At 74.2% G+C, this 16,968-nt stretch carries 14 protein-coding genes; 4 read left to right on the top strand and 10 right to left on the bottom strand.

The window, feature by feature from the left end; all coding sequences use genetic code 11:
* Positions 1–59: 59 nt before the first annotated feature.
* The 5 genes from ABZ479_RS19635 to ABZ479_RS19655 form a co-directional block, all read right to left on the bottom strand.
* Positions 60–1,286 (bottom strand): toll/interleukin-1 receptor domain-containing protein, encoded by a 1,227-nt coding sequence (locus tag ABZ479_RS19635; RefSeq protein ID WP_500462761.1) that lies wholly within the window; start codon positions 1,284–1,286, stop codon positions 60–62.
* Positions 1,283–4,123: a hypothetical protein gene (locus ABZ479_RS19640; RefSeq protein WP_500462762.1), complete on the bottom strand. Its 2,841-nt coding sequence runs from the start codon at positions 4,121–4,123 to the stop codon at positions 1,283–1,285. Before ABZ479_RS19640 ends, ABZ479_RS19635 begins: the two co-directional genes overlap by 4 nt.
* Positions 4,117–5,148: a hypothetical protein gene (locus ABZ479_RS19645; protein WP_500462763.1), complete on the bottom strand. Its 1,032-nt coding sequence runs from the start codon at positions 5,146–5,148 to the stop codon at positions 4,117–4,119. The genes ABZ479_RS19640 and ABZ479_RS19645 overlap by 7 nt, the downstream gene beginning before the upstream one ends.
* Complete coding sequence (locus ABZ479_RS19650) at positions 5,145–6,050, bottom strand: AAA family ATPase (protein WP_499600964.1); 906 nt, start codon at positions 6,048–6,050, stop codon at positions 5,145–5,147. The genes ABZ479_RS19645 and ABZ479_RS19650 overlap by 4 nt, the downstream gene beginning before the upstream one ends.
* Positions 6,051–6,118: 68 nt before the next feature.
* The gene (locus tag ABZ479_RS19655; protein ID WP_500462764.1) at positions 6,119–8,386 is read right to left on the bottom strand and encodes a large ATP-binding protein; all 2,268 of its coding nucleotides are present in this window, start codon (positions 8,384–8,386) and stop codon (positions 6,119–6,121) included.
* A gap of 169 nt (positions 8,387–8,555) precedes the next feature.
* Between ABZ479_RS19655 and ABZ479_RS19660 the strand changes: the two genes are divergently transcribed.
* Positions 8,556–9,686, top strand: coding sequence for a hypothetical protein (locus tag ABZ479_RS19660; protein ID WP_500462765.1), 1,131 nt, complete (start codon positions 8,556–8,558; stop codon positions 9,684–9,686).
* On the opposite strand, the gene ABZ479_RS19665 is transcribed toward ABZ479_RS19660, so the two are convergent.
* The 3 genes from ABZ479_RS19665 to ABZ479_RS19675 all read right to left on the bottom strand — a co-directional run bounded on the left by ABZ479_RS19665 (position 9,679) and on the right by ABZ479_RS19675 (position 12,005).
* Positions 9,679–10,548, bottom strand: a complete 870-nt coding sequence (locus tag ABZ479_RS19665; RefSeq protein ID WP_500462766.1) for an AAC(3) family N-acetyltransferase — start codon at positions 10,546–10,548, stop codon at positions 9,679–9,681. The two genes, ABZ479_RS19660 and ABZ479_RS19665, sit on opposite strands and share 8 nt — an antisense overlap.
* 159 nt (positions 10,549–10,707) lie before the next feature.
* On the bottom strand, positions 10,708–11,325 hold the full coding sequence (locus tag ABZ479_RS19670; protein WP_500462767.1) for a superoxide dismutase: 618 nt from the start codon (positions 11,323–11,325) through the stop codon (positions 10,708–10,710).
* A gap of 122 nt (positions 11,326–11,447) precedes the next feature.
* Complete coding sequence (locus ABZ479_RS19675) at positions 11,448–12,005, bottom strand: Fur family transcriptional regulator (RefSeq protein ID WP_500462768.1); 558 nt, start codon at positions 12,003–12,005, stop codon at positions 11,448–11,450.
* Between the two features lie 126 nt (positions 12,006–12,131).
* On the opposite strand from ABZ479_RS19675, the gene nicT reads away from it, so the two are divergent.
* The 3 genes from nicT (at position 12,132) to ABZ479_RS19690 (ending at position 14,997) form a co-directional block, all read left to right on the top strand.
* Positions 12,132–13,268: a Nickel transporter NicT gene (nicT, locus tag ABZ479_RS19680; RefSeq protein ID WP_500462769.1), complete on the top strand. Its 1,137-nt coding sequence runs from the start codon at positions 12,132–12,134 to the stop codon at positions 13,266–13,268.
* A 131-nt stretch (positions 13,269–13,399) separates the two neighbouring features.
* Positions 13,400–14,428, top strand: coding sequence for a tRNA (adenosine(37)-N6)-threonylcarbamoyltransferase complex transferase subunit TsaD (tsaD, locus tag ABZ479_RS19685; RefSeq protein ID WP_500462770.1), 1,029 nt, complete (start codon positions 13,400–13,402; stop codon positions 14,426–14,428).
* The gene (locus ABZ479_RS19690) at positions 14,425–14,997 is read left to right on the top strand and encodes a GNAT family N-acetyltransferase (protein WP_500462771.1); all 573 of its coding nucleotides are present in this window, start codon (positions 14,425–14,427) and stop codon (positions 14,995–14,997) included. The genes tsaD and ABZ479_RS19690 overlap by 4 nt, the downstream gene beginning before the upstream one ends.
* A 28-nt stretch (positions 14,998–15,025) precedes the next feature.
* Here ABZ479_RS19690 and ABZ479_RS19695 read toward each other — a convergent pair whose 3' ends face one another.
* Complete coding sequence (locus ABZ479_RS19695; RefSeq protein ID WP_500462772.1) at positions 15,026–15,997, bottom strand: HoxN/HupN/NixA family nickel/cobalt transporter; 972 nt, start codon at positions 15,995–15,997, stop codon at positions 15,026–15,028.
* Positions 15,994–16,812 (bottom strand): hypothetical protein, encoded by an 819-nt coding sequence (locus ABZ479_RS19700; protein WP_500462773.1) that lies wholly within the window; start codon positions 16,810–16,812, stop codon positions 15,994–15,996. Before ABZ479_RS19700 ends, ABZ479_RS19695 begins: the two co-directional genes overlap by 4 nt.
* Between the last annotated feature and the right edge of the window lie 156 nt (positions 16,813–16,968).

The following is a 16,968-nucleotide window of genomic DNA, read 5'->3' on the forward strand; positions in this document are numbered from 1 at the left end:
CCGGACCGCCGGACCGCCGGACCGCCGGTACGCCCCCGATCCCCGGGGGCGGCCCGGCGTCAGTTGCGGCCCGCGTACCGGCGCACGAAGGTGCGGATCGTGCGGTTCATCTCGTCCTCGTGCGGGCGGGGCAGCCCCTGCAGCCGGGGCAGCGGATCGGGCACGGTGCCGACGAGGTCGCCGTCGACCACGAAGAGGAACAGGACACCCGCCGGGAACTCCTCGCCGAGCCGCGCCATCAGGTCGGGGTCCGGCGGATGCGGCACGATCACCACCACCGGGCCGAAGTCGTGCTCGTGCTGGAGCAGGGTCTCCAGGTCGTGGACGTCCACCTCGGCCAGGTGGTCGCGGACACCGTCGACGAGGCTCTCCGCGACCCCGGACCCCGCGTCGATGGGCACCACGAAGTGGTCCCAGGCGACGGGCTGCCCGCTGGCGCGGTGGACGAAGCGCCGGGCGGTCTCGGTGGAGTGCGCGGGCAGCACCGCGGCGCGCGGCGCGGCCGGGGCCGTGAGCACCTCGTTGATGCGCCGGGAGTCGGCGGCCGGGACCCGGGCGTGGGTGACGCTGAGTTCGATCACCTCGCGCGATCCGGAACTCGCCTGGAGCGGCAGGAGTTCGGTGAGGGCCGCGCGCAGCGGGTCGTCCTGGGGTTCGCTGCGGCGCTCCGTGAGCAGTCCCTCCGCCACGCGGTGGTGCATCAGGGGCAGCAGGATCTCCCGCGACACGCCGAGCCTGTCCCCGGCGCGGCTGAGCACCGGCCCGTCGACCTCGCGCAGGTGCTGCACGACCCGCTGGTGCACCCGGTCCTCGTTCACCTGGGCCTTCATCAGCTCCAGTTGCGGTGTGATGTCCCGGACGACCTCGGCCAGGTCGCCGTCGGCGGGCCAGTCGATGTTCTGCCGCCGGGTGGGGCTCAGCGAACCCAGCCGGCTGGCCTCCAGGCTCTCCCGGTCGATCTCCGGGAGCAGCACGAGGATGATGGGGAAGCCGTCGTGGCGGTTGCGCAGTTCGGCCATCGCCAGTTCGTTCTGGACGTGCGGTGACTCGACGGCGTGCGGCGACGCGAGCAGCACCATGCCGTGGGCGTTGCCCATGCCGTCGGATATCGCCTCCATCCAGTCCTGGCCCGGCACCAGCGTCTCCCGGTCGATCACGATCGGCTCGCAGCCGGCGGACTCGAGCAGGCCGATCACGGATCTCCTGGCGGGCCAGCACGTGCAGGCGCAGCCGGGGCGTTCGCTGCGGCTGAGGAAGACCAGCGGGCGTGACGTCGTCCCGATCATGCGCCCGGCCGCCATCCGGGGTCGGTGTTCTCCCACAGGCTCAGCCAGTGGGTCTCGCCCGCGGCCACGGTGACCGGGTACCCGCCGGCCGACGGACGGACGGTGACCGGCCACCGCCCTCCGGCGGTTCCGGAGGCGCCCTCGTGTGCGGCGTCCGGCGACCGGTCCGGCGTACCGAGCGTGCCGATCCCGACCAGTTCCGGTCCGTCGGGGGGCGCCGGTACGGTGACGCCGACCGCCGCGTCGGTGGCGTTGCCCACGCACAGGACGGCCTCGCTGCCGTGCCGCCGCCACAGCGCCGTCACGCCCGGCACCGGCTCGGGCAGCGCGGCGTCGACGGTGCCGTGGACCAGGGCCTGCTGGCGGGCCCTGACGGACAGCAGCACGCGCAGCGCCTCCGCCCTGGACCCCGTGGCCGTCAGCAGGGCGACGGGGACCTCGTGGCAGCCCGGGAGGGCCAGCAGGACGCCCGGGTCGGCGGCCGGCCGTTCGGGGAGTGCCCAGGCCGTTCCGGGGGCGGCCGTCCAGGACCCGGGCAGCGGGAGCGGCGCCGGACCCACCGTCAGATGGACGGCGGCCCGTCCGGGCGCCTCCTGCGGTACGTCGCCGTCCGAGGGCCCGGGGCCGGCGGCCCCGATCAGCGCCGCACCGGGATAGGCGTCCGTCAGATGCCGCAGGTCGTCGGGCAGACCGGCGGGCCAGGCCGGCAGGTCCTCCAGCAGCAGCGCGTCGACGCGGGCGTCGAGGAGGCGCCGCGCCTCGTCCAGCACGTCGGCGGGAGCCGCCCCCGGAGCCGGCGCGCCGAACCCGGCGACGACACGCAGCCCGGCCTCCGCGGCCCGCTCCACGGCGAGTTCCGTGCCCCGGGGATCGGCCAGGACCGGCCCGGAGAGGCGGATGTGGCCGATGCCGCTGCGACGGGCCGCACGCAGCAGCTCCCCGGGCGGCGGGTCCGTCCCGGCGGCGGGGAGCGCGACGCCGACCGACTCCCGCAGCCAGGACGGCCCTGGAGCCCGTGGGGCGGACGCGGCGGCGGAGTGGGGCAGTACGAGGTGGACCCGGCCGTCCTCGGACCGTATCTCGACCGGTCCACCGGTTCCGGTGAGCATCAGGCGGCCCCGGCCGGCGGTGAACACCTCGCGCACCTGGAACGGCAACCGGGCACCGGGGAGCGGCGCGGCGCCGGGGTCCTCCGCGGCGCCGGGCGCGGGGCGGCGCAGCCGCAGCAGGTGCCGTCCGCCGTCCGCGGCGACCACCGCGGCGTCGTGGGCGGAGACGGCCAGCGCGGTGGCCGGCCGGGGCAGCCTGCCGAGCGGCACCGGGCCGGGCGCGTCGTCCTCCGGGCTCCGGGCCAGCCACACCCGCCCGTCGCCCGTGGCCCAGACGACGTCCCCGCTCAGCGGGTCGCCCGCGAGCGCGGTCACCGGCGACCCGCCGGTGGCGAAGGGCCGGGCGACCATGCCGTTCCCGGCCGCGGCATGACGGACCACGACCCGGCCCTCGGCGTCCGCGACCGCGACCAGGGCCGCCGAGACCGACGTCCACAGATGGGTGACGTCCGCCGGGTGATCGAGGGTCAGCACCACGCGCCGCGGGTCGCCGTCGGCCAGCAGGTGCACCTTCCGGCCCGCCGCCACGCAGAGGACGGCCGGGCCGCTGCCGGGCCCGCCGGGGGCCGCCCAGCCCAGTGCGGTCGGCGCGGGGGACCACGGATGGGTCGTCACCTCGCCCGAGGCGTCGAGGGCCGCCCCGACGACCTGGAGCCCGGAACCGCCGGCCGCCGCCGCCCTCGGCGGCCCCGCGTCGGCGACCGCCAGCAGGTCGGGCGGCACCGGGAGGTCCGCGACCAGGACGCGCCCCGACGCGTCGACCCGGATCTCGGTGCGGCCCCCCGCGCTGACCGCGAGTGCCCCGTGCTCCCCGGCCCAGACGCAGCGCACCACGTCGCCCAGTTCCGCCCGGGCACCGTCCAGGCTGCCGTCGAGCCGGGCCGCGGCCACCACGTCCAGGGCGGCGGCGGCCCGCCTGCGGTCGTGGAGGTCCAGGTCGTGCCAGGCCGCCCCGGGGAGGGCGGCCCGCAGCCGCAGCCTGACCCGGGCGGCCCCGCTCACCTGGCACACCTGGGCGTCGCGTTCCGGCGGCCTGGTCAGCACGATGCCGCCCGGCTCGGCGCGGACCCCGATGTCGACGTCCCCGTGCACCATCCTGCGGACCGTCGTCACCTCCTCGGGGAGCAGTCCCGCGGCGGCCGGCGTCAGTTCCAGGCCGAGGCGTTCGGCGGCGGCGATGCGCAGCCGCCGCGCCGGCGCGGAGTCCCGTACGGCGTCGGGCAGCCGCGGCAGGTGGCGGATCGCCCACCGGCCGGCCTCCAGGGACTCGGGGCCACCGGCGAGCACCCGGTCGAGGAAAGGCTCCAGCTCCCGCCGGATGTCGCCCTCGGCGGGCGCCGCCTGCGCCGTGCCCGTCCACAGGAGGGTCTCGAAGGTGCGCACGGCCAAGGGCGCGTCGTGGTGGGCGCGTTCGGTGAAGCTGCGGACCGAGGCCATCAGGGCGCGGTCGCGCGTGGCGAGTTCCCGGCGCAGCACGGCGGCCACCGCGGGTTCGAGCACCATGGTGAGGCCGCCCGCGGCCTCCACCAGGGGCGAGAACCACAGCTGGGCCTCCAGCCCGGCGCTGCTGCGCGGCACGAACCGCAGGCGCGCGGCACGCACGAAGTACGGCTCGGCCTGCGCCGCCAGGCTCAGCGACTGCGCCAGCCGGACGACGTCCGGCTCCTCCTGGCGCTGTTCGTGCACCAGCCTGGCTGCGGAACTCCGTCCGGCGGCCGCCGTCACCACGCGGGCCCCCGGCGGCGCAGCCGCCTGATCTGCGAGCGGGCCGACCACACCGAGGTGCGGCGGTCCAGCGGGACGAGCGCCACCATGCGGCGGACCGCGGGCGGGTAGACGTCAGGACTGAACGGGGTCAGACAGGTCACCGGGTGGCCGGCGTGCCGCAGCCGGCGGAGGAAGGCCAGCCAGTCGGCCGGAGAGGCCTGGTGGCGCGTCGCCACCGGAGGCCGCAGGTGGCCGAGGTCGGAGACGAGCAGCACGGGAGTCCCGGGCGCCGGGCGCACGGCCGGGTCCCACGCGCTGCCGCCGCCCGTGCCGGCGCCCTGCGGCAGTCGGAAGTCGAGGACCCGCAACTGGTCGGGGGCGAGCACCTGCCGGGCCAGCCGGGCCACCCACTGGTGGTCGTGGCGGAACGGCCGCATGGAGGGACTGCGGTCCAGCAGCACGTGCAGACCCGCCCGCGTGGTCGGACGGCGGCGGTACGGCAGGCGCAGGCCGCCGGGGGGCAGCCGGCCGCCGAGCCGCCGTACCAGCAGGTCGATCAGCCGGCGGTGGTCGAGTTCCCTGCCGAGCGCCTCGGTGGCCGCCACCGTGAGCATGATCGCCTGCTGGGTGCGCGGGTTCCACGGCGGTGCGAGCGGCCGCTCGCTGACCTCCTCGCGGTCGGCGAAGAGCGGCGTTTCCGGCCCCGCCGGCCCACCGTCCGTCTGTCCGGCCGGGGGTGGGGTCTCCTGGGGCGCGAAGGTGAGCAGCGACCGCCCTGCGGGGGCGGTGCCCGCCGGGGCCCCGGCCGGCGGCTCCGAGACGACGGCCTCGTCGCGGGGTGACGTCCGGCCGGCGGGAGGGACCCGTGGCGCGGGCCCGGGGTCCGGCCGGGGCGGCGCCGCCGGGCCGTCCGGCTCCGGGGGCCGCGGCGCGGGCCCGGGCAGACCCATGGCCCGGACCAGGGACAGGACACCGGCGGGGTCGTGGATGCCGAGGGCGGCGGCCGCACGCACGACGTCTCCGGCGTGCACGGGACCGCGGCTCACGCGAAGGCCGTCGGCTCGTAGGTGTCCTTGACCATGGCGAACCGCGCGACGTTGCGCCACAGTTCGGAATCGGCGGTCAGCCCCATCTCGTGGCAGGCGCGCAGCGTGTCCAGGTACTCCGCGGTGCTCGCCGCCGTCAGGTGACCGGTGCCCGCACCCTGTTCGACGAAGAGGTCGGCCACCTCGGCGCCGAGCTCCGGATCGAAGTCCGCGCCCATGTGCAGCCGCGCGACCTCCAGCAGGTGGTCGCGCCCGGGGACCCGCAGCCGCAACGGGATGCAGCGGCGGCGGAACGCGGCCGACAACTCGCGTTCCTCGTTGGTGGTGATGACGACCAGCGGCGGGCCGATCTCGGGGCGCACCGTGACCAGGCCGCGGTCCGGGCCCTCGAAGCGCAGGTTGTCCAGCGGGTCCAGCAGGGCGTTGGGGAGGTCGGGGTCCGCCTTGTCGATCTCGTCGATGAGCACCACGGCGGGGCGGTCGCGCAGTCCGGCCGGGGCCGCCTCGTCCAGCGCGGGGTCCAGTGCCTTCCACAGCGGGCCGGGCCGGTGGTACGGCTGGTCGCCGGGCGCGCCGAGCCTGCCCCGTGAGGCGTCGTTGAGCTGGCGGAACGCCTCCTCGCGCCAGAGCAGGTCCGGTGCCTCCGTGCGGGCGGTGACGACCTCGGAGTAGAAGCGGTAGCGCATGACGCGGGCCACGTTGGGCGCGAGCGTGGACTTGCCGGAACCGGGCGGGCCCAGCACCAGCAGGGGGCGGCGCGTCACCAGGGCGACGTTGACGGCGAGCACCGTGTCCTCGTCGAACAGGTACACCCGGTCGTCCCGGCGTCCCGGGGACCCACCGGCGCCGGTCTCCTCGGCGGCGCCGGGCGCCTGCGGGTCGAAGACCTTGGTGTACCGCATGTGCCCCCCGAGAACGTCATGCCACCACGCGCCGTGGCGCCACTGTAACGGACCGCGTCGCAGTCGATCTACAGGCCGGGAAGGCCCTCCGGGGGGCCCGGCGGCGCGTGCACGCGCACGTCGGCCCGCCCCACGCGCGGGGCGCGGACGGTCTCGGCGCCGCCCGGCGCGCCGGCCGTCACCAGGTCGATCCTCCGCAGCCATGCCGCGTCCCGGAGGGGGCGGAGGTCGAGGGACGGGTGCCAGGGCGCGATCGTCAGGAACATCACCGGGGAGCCGCCGAGTGAGCTCAGGTCGTGCAGCCGGGGGCAGTCGGCCAGCCGCAGCGAGCGGAGCGAGGCGCAGCCGCTCAGGTCGGGCACCGCGGTCATCTCCGGGTGGTCCGAGATCACCAGGCTGCGCAGTCCGGGGATGCCCGCGAGCGCGGCCCCCAGATCCCCGAGCGGCCCCCGGCACCAGACCTCCGGCGCCGTCTCCCCCCGCTCGGCCAGGCCGGCGAGTTCGCCGGCGGAGCGGACGAGGAGCGGACCCGCGGGCGGTCTCCCCGGTGCCGCCCCGGCCGTCAGCCGCCGTCCGGTGGCACCGTGCTCCAGCAGCCCGGGGACCTCGGGCAGCGACTTGCGGGCCGCGCTCAACTCGGCCACCAGCCGGGCGAGTCCCGAGGACCCCGTCCGTTCCACGTGACCGGCGAGGACGGCGTCACCGGCCGGGCCGGGGTGGGCCGCCAGGTGCTCCGCCGCCAGGTACTGCCGTACGGAGTCGCCGGCGAAGGCGATCGTCGCCGGAGCCGGCGAGAACAGGATGCCCGCCTCGTCGGCCAGTTGCGACAGCAGCCGGTCGGGGGGAACCGTGCCCGTGAGGCCGGGCGTGCCCAGCCCGTACAGCGCGTCGAGCGCGGTGCCGGCCGGGAGCGGGGCGTCCCCGGCGCCGAGCGTCGCGGCCGCCAGGCCGCCGGCCGCTGCCCGCAGGACGCTGTCGCGCACCCGGGTGCGGGTGTGGGCGGCCTCCCGGTCGGGGCGCCAGACGGCGGCCACCGCGGCACGCAGCAGGTCCATGCGGTCCGGTCCGCGCTCACCCGCGGCGCGTGCCGCGTGGCGGACGGCCACCGCGGCGGACGGCCAGCGCACGGCGTCCGCGAGCAGCGGGTCGTCGGCCACCGACGCGAGCGCGGGACCGCCGCCGGGGGTGACCGCCAGGGGGTCGCCGCCGGCGAGGAGGGCCTCGCGTTCCGCACGGTCGAGGGGTTCGAGGAGCACCGGGGTGAAGACCCCGTCGATCCGGTGCCAGGGCACCGAACTGCCGTTGGCCTCCACCAGGATCACCGCGTCGGGGTAGCGCTCGGCCGTGCGCAGCAGCCACTCCCAGGCCGCGGGGCGCATGTGGACCGGGGCCCGGTCCAGGCCGTGGACGGCCAGCAGCGCCCGCCCGGCGCGCAGTTGTCGGGCGCTCCAGCCGGCGGGCTCCCGCGCGGCCAGCGAGGGGGCGGCCGCCTGGACGATTCCGTCGGGGGAGGGCAGCCCGCCGGCGTCCGCCCGCAGGGTGAACGCCACCTGGCACCCCCAGGGCGCACCGCCCGGGCCGGCCGCCACGCGGTCCGCCAGGTGCCCGAGCACCGCGCTGCGCCCGGAGCCCGCCGGTCCGATCAGCAGCAACCGCCGCCCGGCGGCGGCCGGTTCCCCGGACGGGGTGTGCCGCCGGGACGGACCGTCCTGCCAGCTCAGCCGTCGGCCCAGCGGGTGCCCGCCGTTGGCGCCGGACGTGGTGCCCGTCAGCAGGCCCCGGTACAGGCCGGTGAAGCGGGCGTCGTCCGAGGCGAGGGCCGGGGGGAGTTCGGCGGGGATGTCCTCGGGGGCGGGACCGCTCCCGCCGGGGGCGTCCGTGGTGAGCCACCGCGTCAGGTTGCCGAGCACCTCGTCGAGGGCGGCCCGGTGGCGCGCCGCCTGCATCGTCATCAGGGCGAGTCCGTGGGTCCGGTACTGCGGTGGCTGTCCTGCCGTGAAGGTGTCGGCCTCGGCGACCACGGCCGGCATCCGCTGGGGCACGGGTTCCCAGAGCAGGGGCAGCACGATGCCGCTCTCCGGTGCCCCGCGGGCGCGGTCCAGGCTCGTGCGGTGGGCCAGCATCGCCCAGTCCGCGTCGGCGGGTCCCTCGCTGAAGTAGGCGGGCGAGCACAGGACGAGGACGCGGTCCGCCGTGGCCACCCCGGGGGAGCCCGGGCCGCGTGCGCCGTCCGCGGGCGTCCGGACGAAGCGGACCGGGGAACTGCCCAGCCGACGGTCCAGGTCGTCCAGGAAACGCGCCACCCAGGCCTCGTCCCTGCCATGCAGGTAACTCACGGCGTAGGTGTACGTATTCTTCATCCCCCACCCGTCCGAACCGGTACGAACGGGCGCGGTCACGGACGCCCGCACTGGCGTCATCATGGAAGAATCCGCTGACGTCTCGTCATGACCCGTTCCGCAGCACATGTATGACTGGCTATCACTTTATATGCACGACTCATTGATGGGTGGGGTCGACCCCGCGGCGCTGTCCCGTTCCGGCCCGCGGGCGCAACCGGCCCCGGACCCCGGGCCGGCCCCCGCCCCGGCCCAGGGGCTGGGCAAACGGCAGGAGAACCTGCTGACCGGGGTCCTGCGCGGGATCCCGCTGATGGGACAGGACACCATGGTCCCGTTCGCCGAGGCCGACGTCCGTTCCTGCCTGGCGCAGTTCCGGCCCTCCGAGCACGGCGCCGCCGCCGGGCTGGTCAACCGTGTGCGCCCGTCCCTCCTCGACGCCGTCGTCGGCCGTACGGCCCGCCTCCAGGGCTACGTCCGCGGGCTGCCGGAGGGGGGTGTCGAGCCGCTCCTGGACGTGGTGAGCAAGGCGGTCTACGGGCCGCTGGCGCTGCGGGTCGTCTTCGGGGCCTCCGTACGCATGCCGCTGCGCGCGATGAGCTACGTACTGCCCGCCGTGCTCATGGCCGAACGGATCCTGGCGGTCACCGGACGGCTGCCCTACCTGCAGGTGCTCTACGTCGGTGAACTGGGCGCGCGCATCAACGCCCTGCCCGCCCCGGTCGTCGCGGAGGAGGGCCGGCTCCTGGTCGAGCACCTGGGCCGGGTCCTCGGCCGGGGGCCGATGGCGGGCCACTACGGGCTGTTCACCGACCTCCCCCTGCCCGCGGACGAGGACCCGATCGGGGACCTCCTCACCCGGCTCCGGGAGGAGCCCCGAGCGGAGATCGCCCGGCGGCTCCACGGGAAGGGCGGCAGCCTCTCCGACCGGCAGACCCTCGAGTACGCCGCGGCCCACGTGCTGCTGCACGACCTCGGCCGGCTGCCGCTGCGAAGAGTCGGCGGCACCACGCCCCCCGACGCCGGGGCCGCCGGCGTGATCGACCTCGGCGGCGTACAGGAACGCCACTTCCACCGGGTCCGCGCGGTCTTCGCCCAGGCCCTCGGCCATGCCGCGCCGGGGCCCCTCGTCCTCACCCGCCACTCCGTCCCGCCCTACACGATGTCGCGCGTCGGCGACGTCGGCCTGCGCGAGTTCCTGGACGGCGTGCCGTACGACGAGGCCGCGCTCCCCGCGGCCGTACGGCACGACCTGCAACTGCTGCGCGCCGGGCGGGTGCTCGACCACCTCAGGTGACCCCGCCCCCCTCGTGCCCGCTGTCCCCGGTGCCCGCCCGGCGCGGCCGGTTCGCGGGCATCCAGCGCGCCGCGAAGTCCACGGCGTCCCGCAGGTCCAGCAGACGGCACCGGAGCCCGCTCACGGTGCCGGTGCGGGTGGTGCCCCCGGCCTCGTACGCGGCACCCAGCAGGGTGAAGTCCGAGTCGTCCAGGGCCACGTCCTCGTAGCTCCACCAGGAACGCCGCCCGCCCCTCCGGACGACGCAGCGGTAGGTGCGCCGGGGCGGGTCGGGCACCCGGTACTCGGCGAGGTGGAACGCGCTGCACACGTCGAACCCGACGCCGAGCAGCAGGACCTTCGCGCGGGCCCGGTAGAGCGCGGCCAGCGGGGACCGCTCGCCCAGGTGGCAGTCGGCGCGGTGCCCCGCCGTGACGGTGCCCCCGGCCGGGCCGTACGCGACGAAGGAGGTCTGCGGATGGGCGCTGCGCACCGCGCCCTCCCGGACGCGCAGGGTTTCCGAGAGCACCCCCATCCCGGGCGCGGGCGTCGACGCCGGGTCGAACGGCGGCATCGCGCCCCGCACGGCGGCGGCCTCCCGCGGGGTCAGCCCGGCGACCCGGGCCCGGTGGGCGGCGGAGGAGTCGGAGTTCTCGGGCGTGAAACTGGGCGCCACCAGCGTGCCCCGCGGCCCGAGGACACGCAGCAGCGCGTCGAGCATGGTGCGTGCGCGGGTGCCGCCCGCGCCGCGCAGCGAGGCGTGCACCAGGACGACGCCGCCCGGTTCGAGGCCGAGCGCCGTCAGGGACCGGGCCAGGGACCGCGCCGTGGGGCGCGCCGGGGATTCGGCCGAGGCCGCCGCGTCGTCGGAGCCGAACGTCATCCCGTACCCCCTTGGTCCCGTTCGGCACGATCCCGGTCAGTGTCCCGCCGGGACCCGCCCGCCGGGTAGGGGGCCTGCCCGGGCCGCGGGGCATGCGGGGCGTCCCGCACGGCCGGCCCCGCCCGTGGCGCGAGCGGGGCCGGGCGCGGGCCGTGCGCGTCAGGCGCCGGACGCGGCCTTCGCCGCCTCGAAGCGGGCGACGACGTCGTTCCAGTTGACGAGGTCCCAGAGCTTGGTGACGTAGTCGGGGCGGACGTTCTTGTACTGGAGGTAGTAGGCGTGCTCCCAGGCGTCGAAGACCAGGAGCGGGGTGGTGCCCTGGCCGACGTTGCCGTGGTGGTCGTAGACCTGCTCGACGATCAGGCGCTTGCCGAGCGGTTCCCAGGCCAGGACGCCCCAGCCGGAGCCCTGGACGGAGGCGGTGGCGACGGTGAGCTGCTTCTTGAAGGCCTCGAAACCGCCGAGGTGCTCGTCGATGGCGTCGGCCAGGGCCCCGTCGGGGCGGTCGCCGCCGTCGGGGGAGAGGTTCTGCCAGAAGATCGAGTGCAGGACGTGGCCGGAGAGGTTGAAGGCGAAGGTCTTCTCCAGGCCGACCAGACCCGTGGGGGTGATGGCGTCCTTGTCGCGGGCCTCGGCGATCTGCTCGAGGGTGTCGTTGGCGCCCTTGACGTAGGCCGCGTGGTGCTTGGCGTGGTGGAGTTCGAGGATCTCCCCGGTGATCGCCGGCTCCAGCGCGGCGTAGTCGTAAGGCATGTCGGGAAGCGCGTACGTGCCCATCAGGCACAGCCCCTTTCAGGCGATGTGATCGGTTGAGCCACCGTCAGCCTACGTCTTTATTGCGAGGAACTTGCAACAGCGACCTTTGTGCATCAGCATGTCCTTCAGGCGGGGTCGGCCCGTCAGCCTTCGGAGTCGTCGCACCCGCGGTCCCGGGTGCGGTCCTTCCCGCGGGGTGATCGTCTTTCCAAACCGGCAACCCGCCGGTCCCGGCCGGCCCCGCCCTCGCGGCACCCAGGGCACACGCCGCGCAACACCAGGCCATCCGCGGCGTCGAGGCGGAAGCCCGTCGCCTGTTCGGCGGCGAGCACCGCCGCCGCGAGCCGGTCGCCACTCATTCTGTCGACGAGACCGCAGCCACTGCAGACAGCGTGATGGTGGGGCCGGCGAGTGAGGCAGTACACGGTGGTGGAAGGTCCGTGGGTCATGCTCACCATGCCCCGCTCGGTGAGGACTTCCAGGGTCCGGTAGACCGTCGTGATGTTCACGGGCGTGCCCCGCTCGGCCAGGTGGACGCCGATCTGGTTGGCGGTGAGATGCCCGTCATGTGCGCGGAGCAGGGCCAGCAGGTTCAAACGCGGCTGGGTGCATCGCAGGCCGTACTCCCGCAGCAGGCTTGCCTCACGGCCGCCCGGGCGGTTCGCGTTCCACGCGTCTCTCGTCGCTGCCGTCGGGTTCATGCCTGCCTTCCCCTTGACCACTTCATTGCCCTATGAGCACTTGTTGTTAACTGCAAAGAGATTGCAGGTAATTTTCACTCGCGCCTAATTTGGCATGTCAGCAGGGATGTCCAGAAAGAGGCGCTCATGTCCACCGCACCGCCCGCCGCACCGGGAGCCCAGCCCCTGATCCACCGTGTCCGCCATGCGCTGAGCCCCCAGGAATGGGGCCGCGTCGGAGGGATGGCGGCGTTCGTCGTCGGCCTGCACGTGATCGGCTGGTTCACTCTGGTGGCCGTCGTCGCCCCGGAGCACTACAGCCTCGGCACGAAGTCCTTCGGAGTCGGCATCGGCGTGACCGCCTACACCCTCGGCATGCGCCACGCCTTCGACGCCGACCACATCGCGGCCATCGACAACACCACCCGCAAGCTGATGGGCGAGGGGCAGCGGCCGCTCTCCGTCGGCTTCTGGTTCTCCCTCGGGCACTCCTCGATCGTCTTCGGACTGGCCTTCCTGCTGTCGCTGGGTGTCAAGGCGCTGGCCGGGCCGGTGGAGAACGACGACTCCGGGCTGCACAACGTCACCGGCTGGATCGGCACGACCGTCTCCGGCACGTTCCTCTACGTCATCGCCGTCATCAACCTGCTGATCCTGGCCGGGATCTGGAAGGTCTTCCGGCAGATGCAGTCCGGCCACTTCGACGAGGCCGCGCTGGAGGAGCAGTTGAACAACCGCGGCTTCATGAACCGGATCCTCGGCCGGTTGATGAAGTCCATCACCAAGCCCTGGCAGATGTACCCGCTCGGCCTGCTCTTCGGTCTGGGTTTCGACACCGCCACCGAGATCGCTCTGCTCGTCCTCGCGGGCTCCGGCGCCGCCTCGGGGCTGCCCTGGTACGCGATCCTGTGCCTGCCGGTGCTCTTCGCAGCCGGCATGTCCCTGCTCGACACGATCGACGGCTCGTTCATGAACTTCGCCTACGAATGGGCCTTCTCCAAGCCGGTCCGGAAGGTCTACTACAACCTGACGATCACCGGACTGTCGGTGGCAGTCGCCCTCATCATCGGCACGGTCGAACTGCTCGGCCTGATCGCGGAGAAGGCCGGCCTGCACGGCGCCTTCTGGGACTGGGTCTCCGGCCTCGACCTCAACATCATCGGCTTCGTCATCGTCGGGCTCTTCTTCGCCACCTGGCTCGTGGCGCTGCTGGTGTGGAAGTTCGGCCGCATCGAGGAGAAGTGGACGGCGAACCTGCGCCCCGCAGAGCCGCACGCCGACTGAGCCCCGTGCAGGGGTCCGCCGACACCCACGCCCCCGGACCGCGCCGAACGGTCCGGGGGCGTTTGCATGGCAACAGATGCGTCTATTATGCAATTGCGAGTAGCTGGCAATAAGGGCGTCGGGAGGCGAACATGGTGGTCCTGGGCATCGAGTCGTCGTGCGACGAGACCGGTGCAGGGCTGGTGGAGAACGGCCGACTGCTCGGTCACGCCGTGGCGTCGAGCATGGACGAGCACGCCCGCTTCGGCGGTGTCGTGCCCGAGATCGCCGCCCGGGCTCACGTCCACGCCGTGGGCCCGGTGGTCCGGGCCGCCCTTGCCGACGCCGGGCTCGGCCTTCGGGACGTCGATGCGGTGGCGGTGACCACCGGCCCCGGACTGTCGGGGGCCCTGCAGGTCGGCGTCGCGGCGGCGAAGAGCTACGCGTATGCCCTGGATGTGCCGCTCTACGGCGTGCATCACCTGGCTGGGCACGTGGCCGCCGACACCTTGGAGCACGGGCCGCTGCCCAACCCCTGTGTCGTCCTGATCGTCTCCGGCGGCCACACCTCGCTGCTCCTGGTCCGCGACCTGGCCCGGGATCCGATCGTCCATCTCGGTGACACCCTCGACGACGCCGCCGGCGAGTGCTTCGACAAGGCTGCCCGCGTGCTCGGCCTGCCCTATCCCGGCGGCCCCGCCATCGACCGTGCCGCCCGTGACGGAGACCCCCGCGCGATCTCCTTCCCCCGCCCGATGACCGGGCCGCGTGACGACCCGTATGCCTTCTCCTTCTCCGGCCTGAAGACCGCGGCCGCCCGCTGGGCCGAACACCACCCCGACGGGAACGTCCCGGACGCCGCCGCCTCGCTGCAGGAGGCCATCGCGGACGTCCTCACCCGCAAGGCCGTTGCCGCCTGCCGCGCCCACGGCGTGCGGGACCTGGTCGTCGTCGGCGGAGTGGCCGCCAACTCCCGGGTACGGGCTCTCGCCGAGGAACGATGCGCCGCGGCGGGCATCCGGCTGCGGGTGCCGCCGCTGCGTCTGTGCACCGACAACGGCGCAATGATCGCCGCCGTCGGCGACCTCCTGGTGCGGGCGGGTGTGGAACCCGTGGCGTTGACGGTCTCCATCGACCCCTCCGCGCCGCTCAACCACGCCACCCTGGTTCCCGCGGCATGACCACCGACATCCGCCTCGTTACCACCGACCGGCTCCTGGCCCACGCCCCGGCGCTGCGCACCGCCTATCGGGAGGCGTTCTCCGCGCCCCCGTGGAACGAGGGCGAGACAGAAACGAACCGCTACCTCGACCGCCTCGCCCGGGACGTCACGCGACCCGGCTTCACCGCGGCCGTCGCCTGCGAGGGTGACAACCTCCTTGGCTTCGCCACTGCGTGGACGACACCGTCCCCGTTCCCCACAGGCCGCTCATACGACCTGGTCCGGGCCGCCCTCGGCACCGACCGCGCAGACGCCTGGCTGTGCGGCGCCAGAGAGGTCGACGAACTCGCGGTTCGACCTGCCGCCCAGGGCGCGGGCGTCGCCGCGAGTCTGCTGGACGCCGTCACGTCCGGTGCCCCCGGTGACCGGGCCTGGCTCCTCACGTCCGTTCAGGCCACCTACGCGCTGCGCTTCTACCGGCGCCGAGGCTGGACCCAGGCCACGCACCCCGCCGAGGGCGGCACCGGGGCCACCGTCCTCCTCGGGCCCCGCCACCCCGACCGCGCCGCAGCCGCAAGGCTTCTGTGACTTCCCTGGGCGCAATGCAAGCCGTGTACTACGGAAGCTGTGCCGTGCTGGACGTCGGTACCAGGTCGTCCCCGTCGTCCTGCAGAGTGGAGACCGCGCTGAAGATGTAGAAGCAGCCCGCCGTCACCACCGCGAGGCCGGCGAGGACGGGGGTCCACTTCCTCAGCTTGGCCGTGGCGGTGCGGCCCCGGAACTGGCGTTCCACGACCGCGAATCCCCGGATCGTGGCGACGCCGACGCCGGTGAGCGTCAGCGCCATACCGACTCCGAACGTGATGACGATGGCCAGGGCACCGAGCGCACGGCCCGTGAGGAGCCCGCTGACGAAGATCAGGAAGGCCGACGGCGACGGCAGCAGACCCCCGGAGAGGGCCAGAGCCGTCAGGCCCTGACGGGACCAGGGATTGGTCAACTGCTCGACGTGGTGGTGAGCGTGGGCGACCTCGTCCTGTACAGCCGTGTCGTGGCTGTGGTGTTCGTGCACGTGGGCATGCCCGTGGGAGTGGTCGTGTCCGTGGTCATGTCCATGGGCGTGACCGTGCTCGTGGGGGTGGTCGTGCTCAGACCCGTGGGAGTGGCCGTGCTCGTCCCCGTGGTGGTGTCCGTGAGAGTGCCCGTGCCCGCGGGCACGGCCGCGGCCACGGAAGTGCCGGTACAGCAGCCCCACGCCCACGATCGCGACGACCGCCCCCGCCGCGGCCTGCATCCACGCGGTGGCGGTCTTGGTGCTGACCGCCGTACTGCTGACCCCTACCCACAGGAGCGCGAGAACCAGCACCGAAAAGGTGTGCATCGTCGCGACGATGACGCCGAGGCGTGCGGCGTCCTTGTAGTGCCCCCGGGTTCCCACCAGGTAGGCGGCCGTGATGCTCTTGCCGTGGCCGGGAGCCACCGCGTGAGCCGCACCGACGCCGAGCGCGACGACCAGGACCACCCAGAAGAGGGACCCGCCGTCGAACAGGGCGATCAGGTGGTTGTCGAGACTGCCTATCCCTGTCATGCATTACTCCTGGTACCAGTGCCGGTGTCGGCGGGTGCTACGTCGTGCGCAGGTGAGCCCGGGCTCGGCGGAGCCGGGGACGCGGTCGCGGAGTGCTGAACCGAGGGGGGACGGCCACCGAACCGTGCCGCCTTGCGGCGCCGCGACCGCCGGAGGACGAATCCGCCGATGGCCAAGGCGGCCGCCAAGGTGCCGATGGAGAAGACCGCCACCGTCTCCTGGACGCTTCCACCGGAGGCCGTGAAGCGCACGTGCGTGGTCGGCCGGGCGGAGGTGAACAAGGTCTGCTGCGGCTCGGCGGGCCCCGCGGAGGTGAGCATGGTGCGATACGCCGGGTGGAGATCGGTGAGGGCGCTGATCGTGACATCCACGTCGACCACGGGGGCGGGACAGTCGAACGCGACCTGTGCTCCTCGAGCCAGGAAGTCCTCCATCGACCCCACCGCTCCGTGGCAGGGGTGGCCGGCCTGGCTCACCGTGATGTGCCGGACGAGGTAGTCGCGAACGGCCGGCGAGCTCTCCAGCCTTTCTGCGAAGGACAGGCTGGGGGAGCTTCCTCCACTGGCCTGGCCCTTGAACACTCCCAGCGACTGGCCCAGTGCCACCCAGTCGAGCTTGTCCGTGTTCCACGCGATCACGAGGCGGGAACCGTCGACGTTGACCTCGCCGGTGGACGGCGGGCCGAACGGGTGCGCGGACGCCGAGGGGGCAGGCCCGGCAAGAGTGGTGAAGACCGCCACTGCGGCAACTGTCAGTGCGGTGCGCAGCGTGCGCCGGGCTGACGGCCCCGAGCGGGCAGGCTGCTGAACGGACACGGGTGCGGATCTTTCGTGCGGCCGGGCTGGGGCTGAGTTCCCAGCGCGCTAGGAAGGTGGCGCTGAAACCGCACTCTGTACGACTAGTCGGACATTCTTTCGACGATCACATGGAGGTCAGATGAACTTGCCCCGGGCGACCAGCTCCGCGGGCGC

This window comes from Streptomyces sp. NPDC005722, from assembly GCF_040630935.1.
Taxonomy (GTDB): domain Bacteria; phylum Actinomycetota; class Actinomycetes; order Streptomycetales; family Streptomycetaceae; genus Actinacidiphila.

What these genes read in the sequence shown, in the direction of transcription:
- ABZ479_RS19635 (WP_500462761.1), bottom strand. Translation starts at nt 1,286, where the DNA reads ATGATCGGGACGACGTCACGCCCGCTGGTCTTCCTCAGCCGCAGCGAA.
- ABZ479_RS19650 (WP_499600964.1), bottom strand. Translation starts at nt 6,050, where the DNA reads ATGCGGTACACCAAGGTCTTCGACCCGCAGGCGCCCGGCGCCGCCGAG.
- ABZ479_RS19660 (WP_500462765.1), top strand. Translation starts at nt 8,556, where the DNA reads ATGGGTGGGGTCGACCCCGCGGCGCTGTCCCGTTCCGGCCCGCGGGCG.
- ABZ479_RS19665 (WP_500462766.1), bottom strand. Translation starts at nt 10,548, where the DNA reads ATGACGTTCGGCTCCGACGACGCGGCGGCCTCGGCCGAATCCCCGGCG.
- ABZ479_RS19670 (WP_500462767.1), bottom strand. Translation starts at nt 11,325, where the DNA reads ATGGGCACGTACGCGCTTCCCGACATGCCTTACGACTACGCCGCGCTG.
- ABZ479_RS19675 (WP_500462768.1), bottom strand. Translation starts at nt 12,005, where the DNA reads ATGAACCCGACGGCAGCGACGAGAGACGCGTGGAACGCGAACCGCCCG.
- nicT (WP_500462769.1), top strand. Translation starts at nt 12,132, where the DNA reads ATGTCCACCGCACCGCCCGCCGCACCGGGAGCCCAGCCCCTGATCCAC.
- tsaD (WP_500462770.1), top strand. Translation starts at nt 13,400, where the DNA reads ATGGTGGTCCTGGGCATCGAGTCGTCGTGCGACGAGACCGGTGCAGGG.
- ABZ479_RS19690 (WP_500462771.1), top strand. Translation starts at nt 14,425, where the DNA reads ATGACCACCGACATCCGCCTCGTTACCACCGACCGGCTCCTGGCCCAC.
- ABZ479_RS19695 (WP_500462772.1), bottom strand. Translation starts at nt 15,997, where the DNA reads ATGACAGGGATAGGCAGTCTCGACAACCACCTGATCGCCCTGTTCGAC.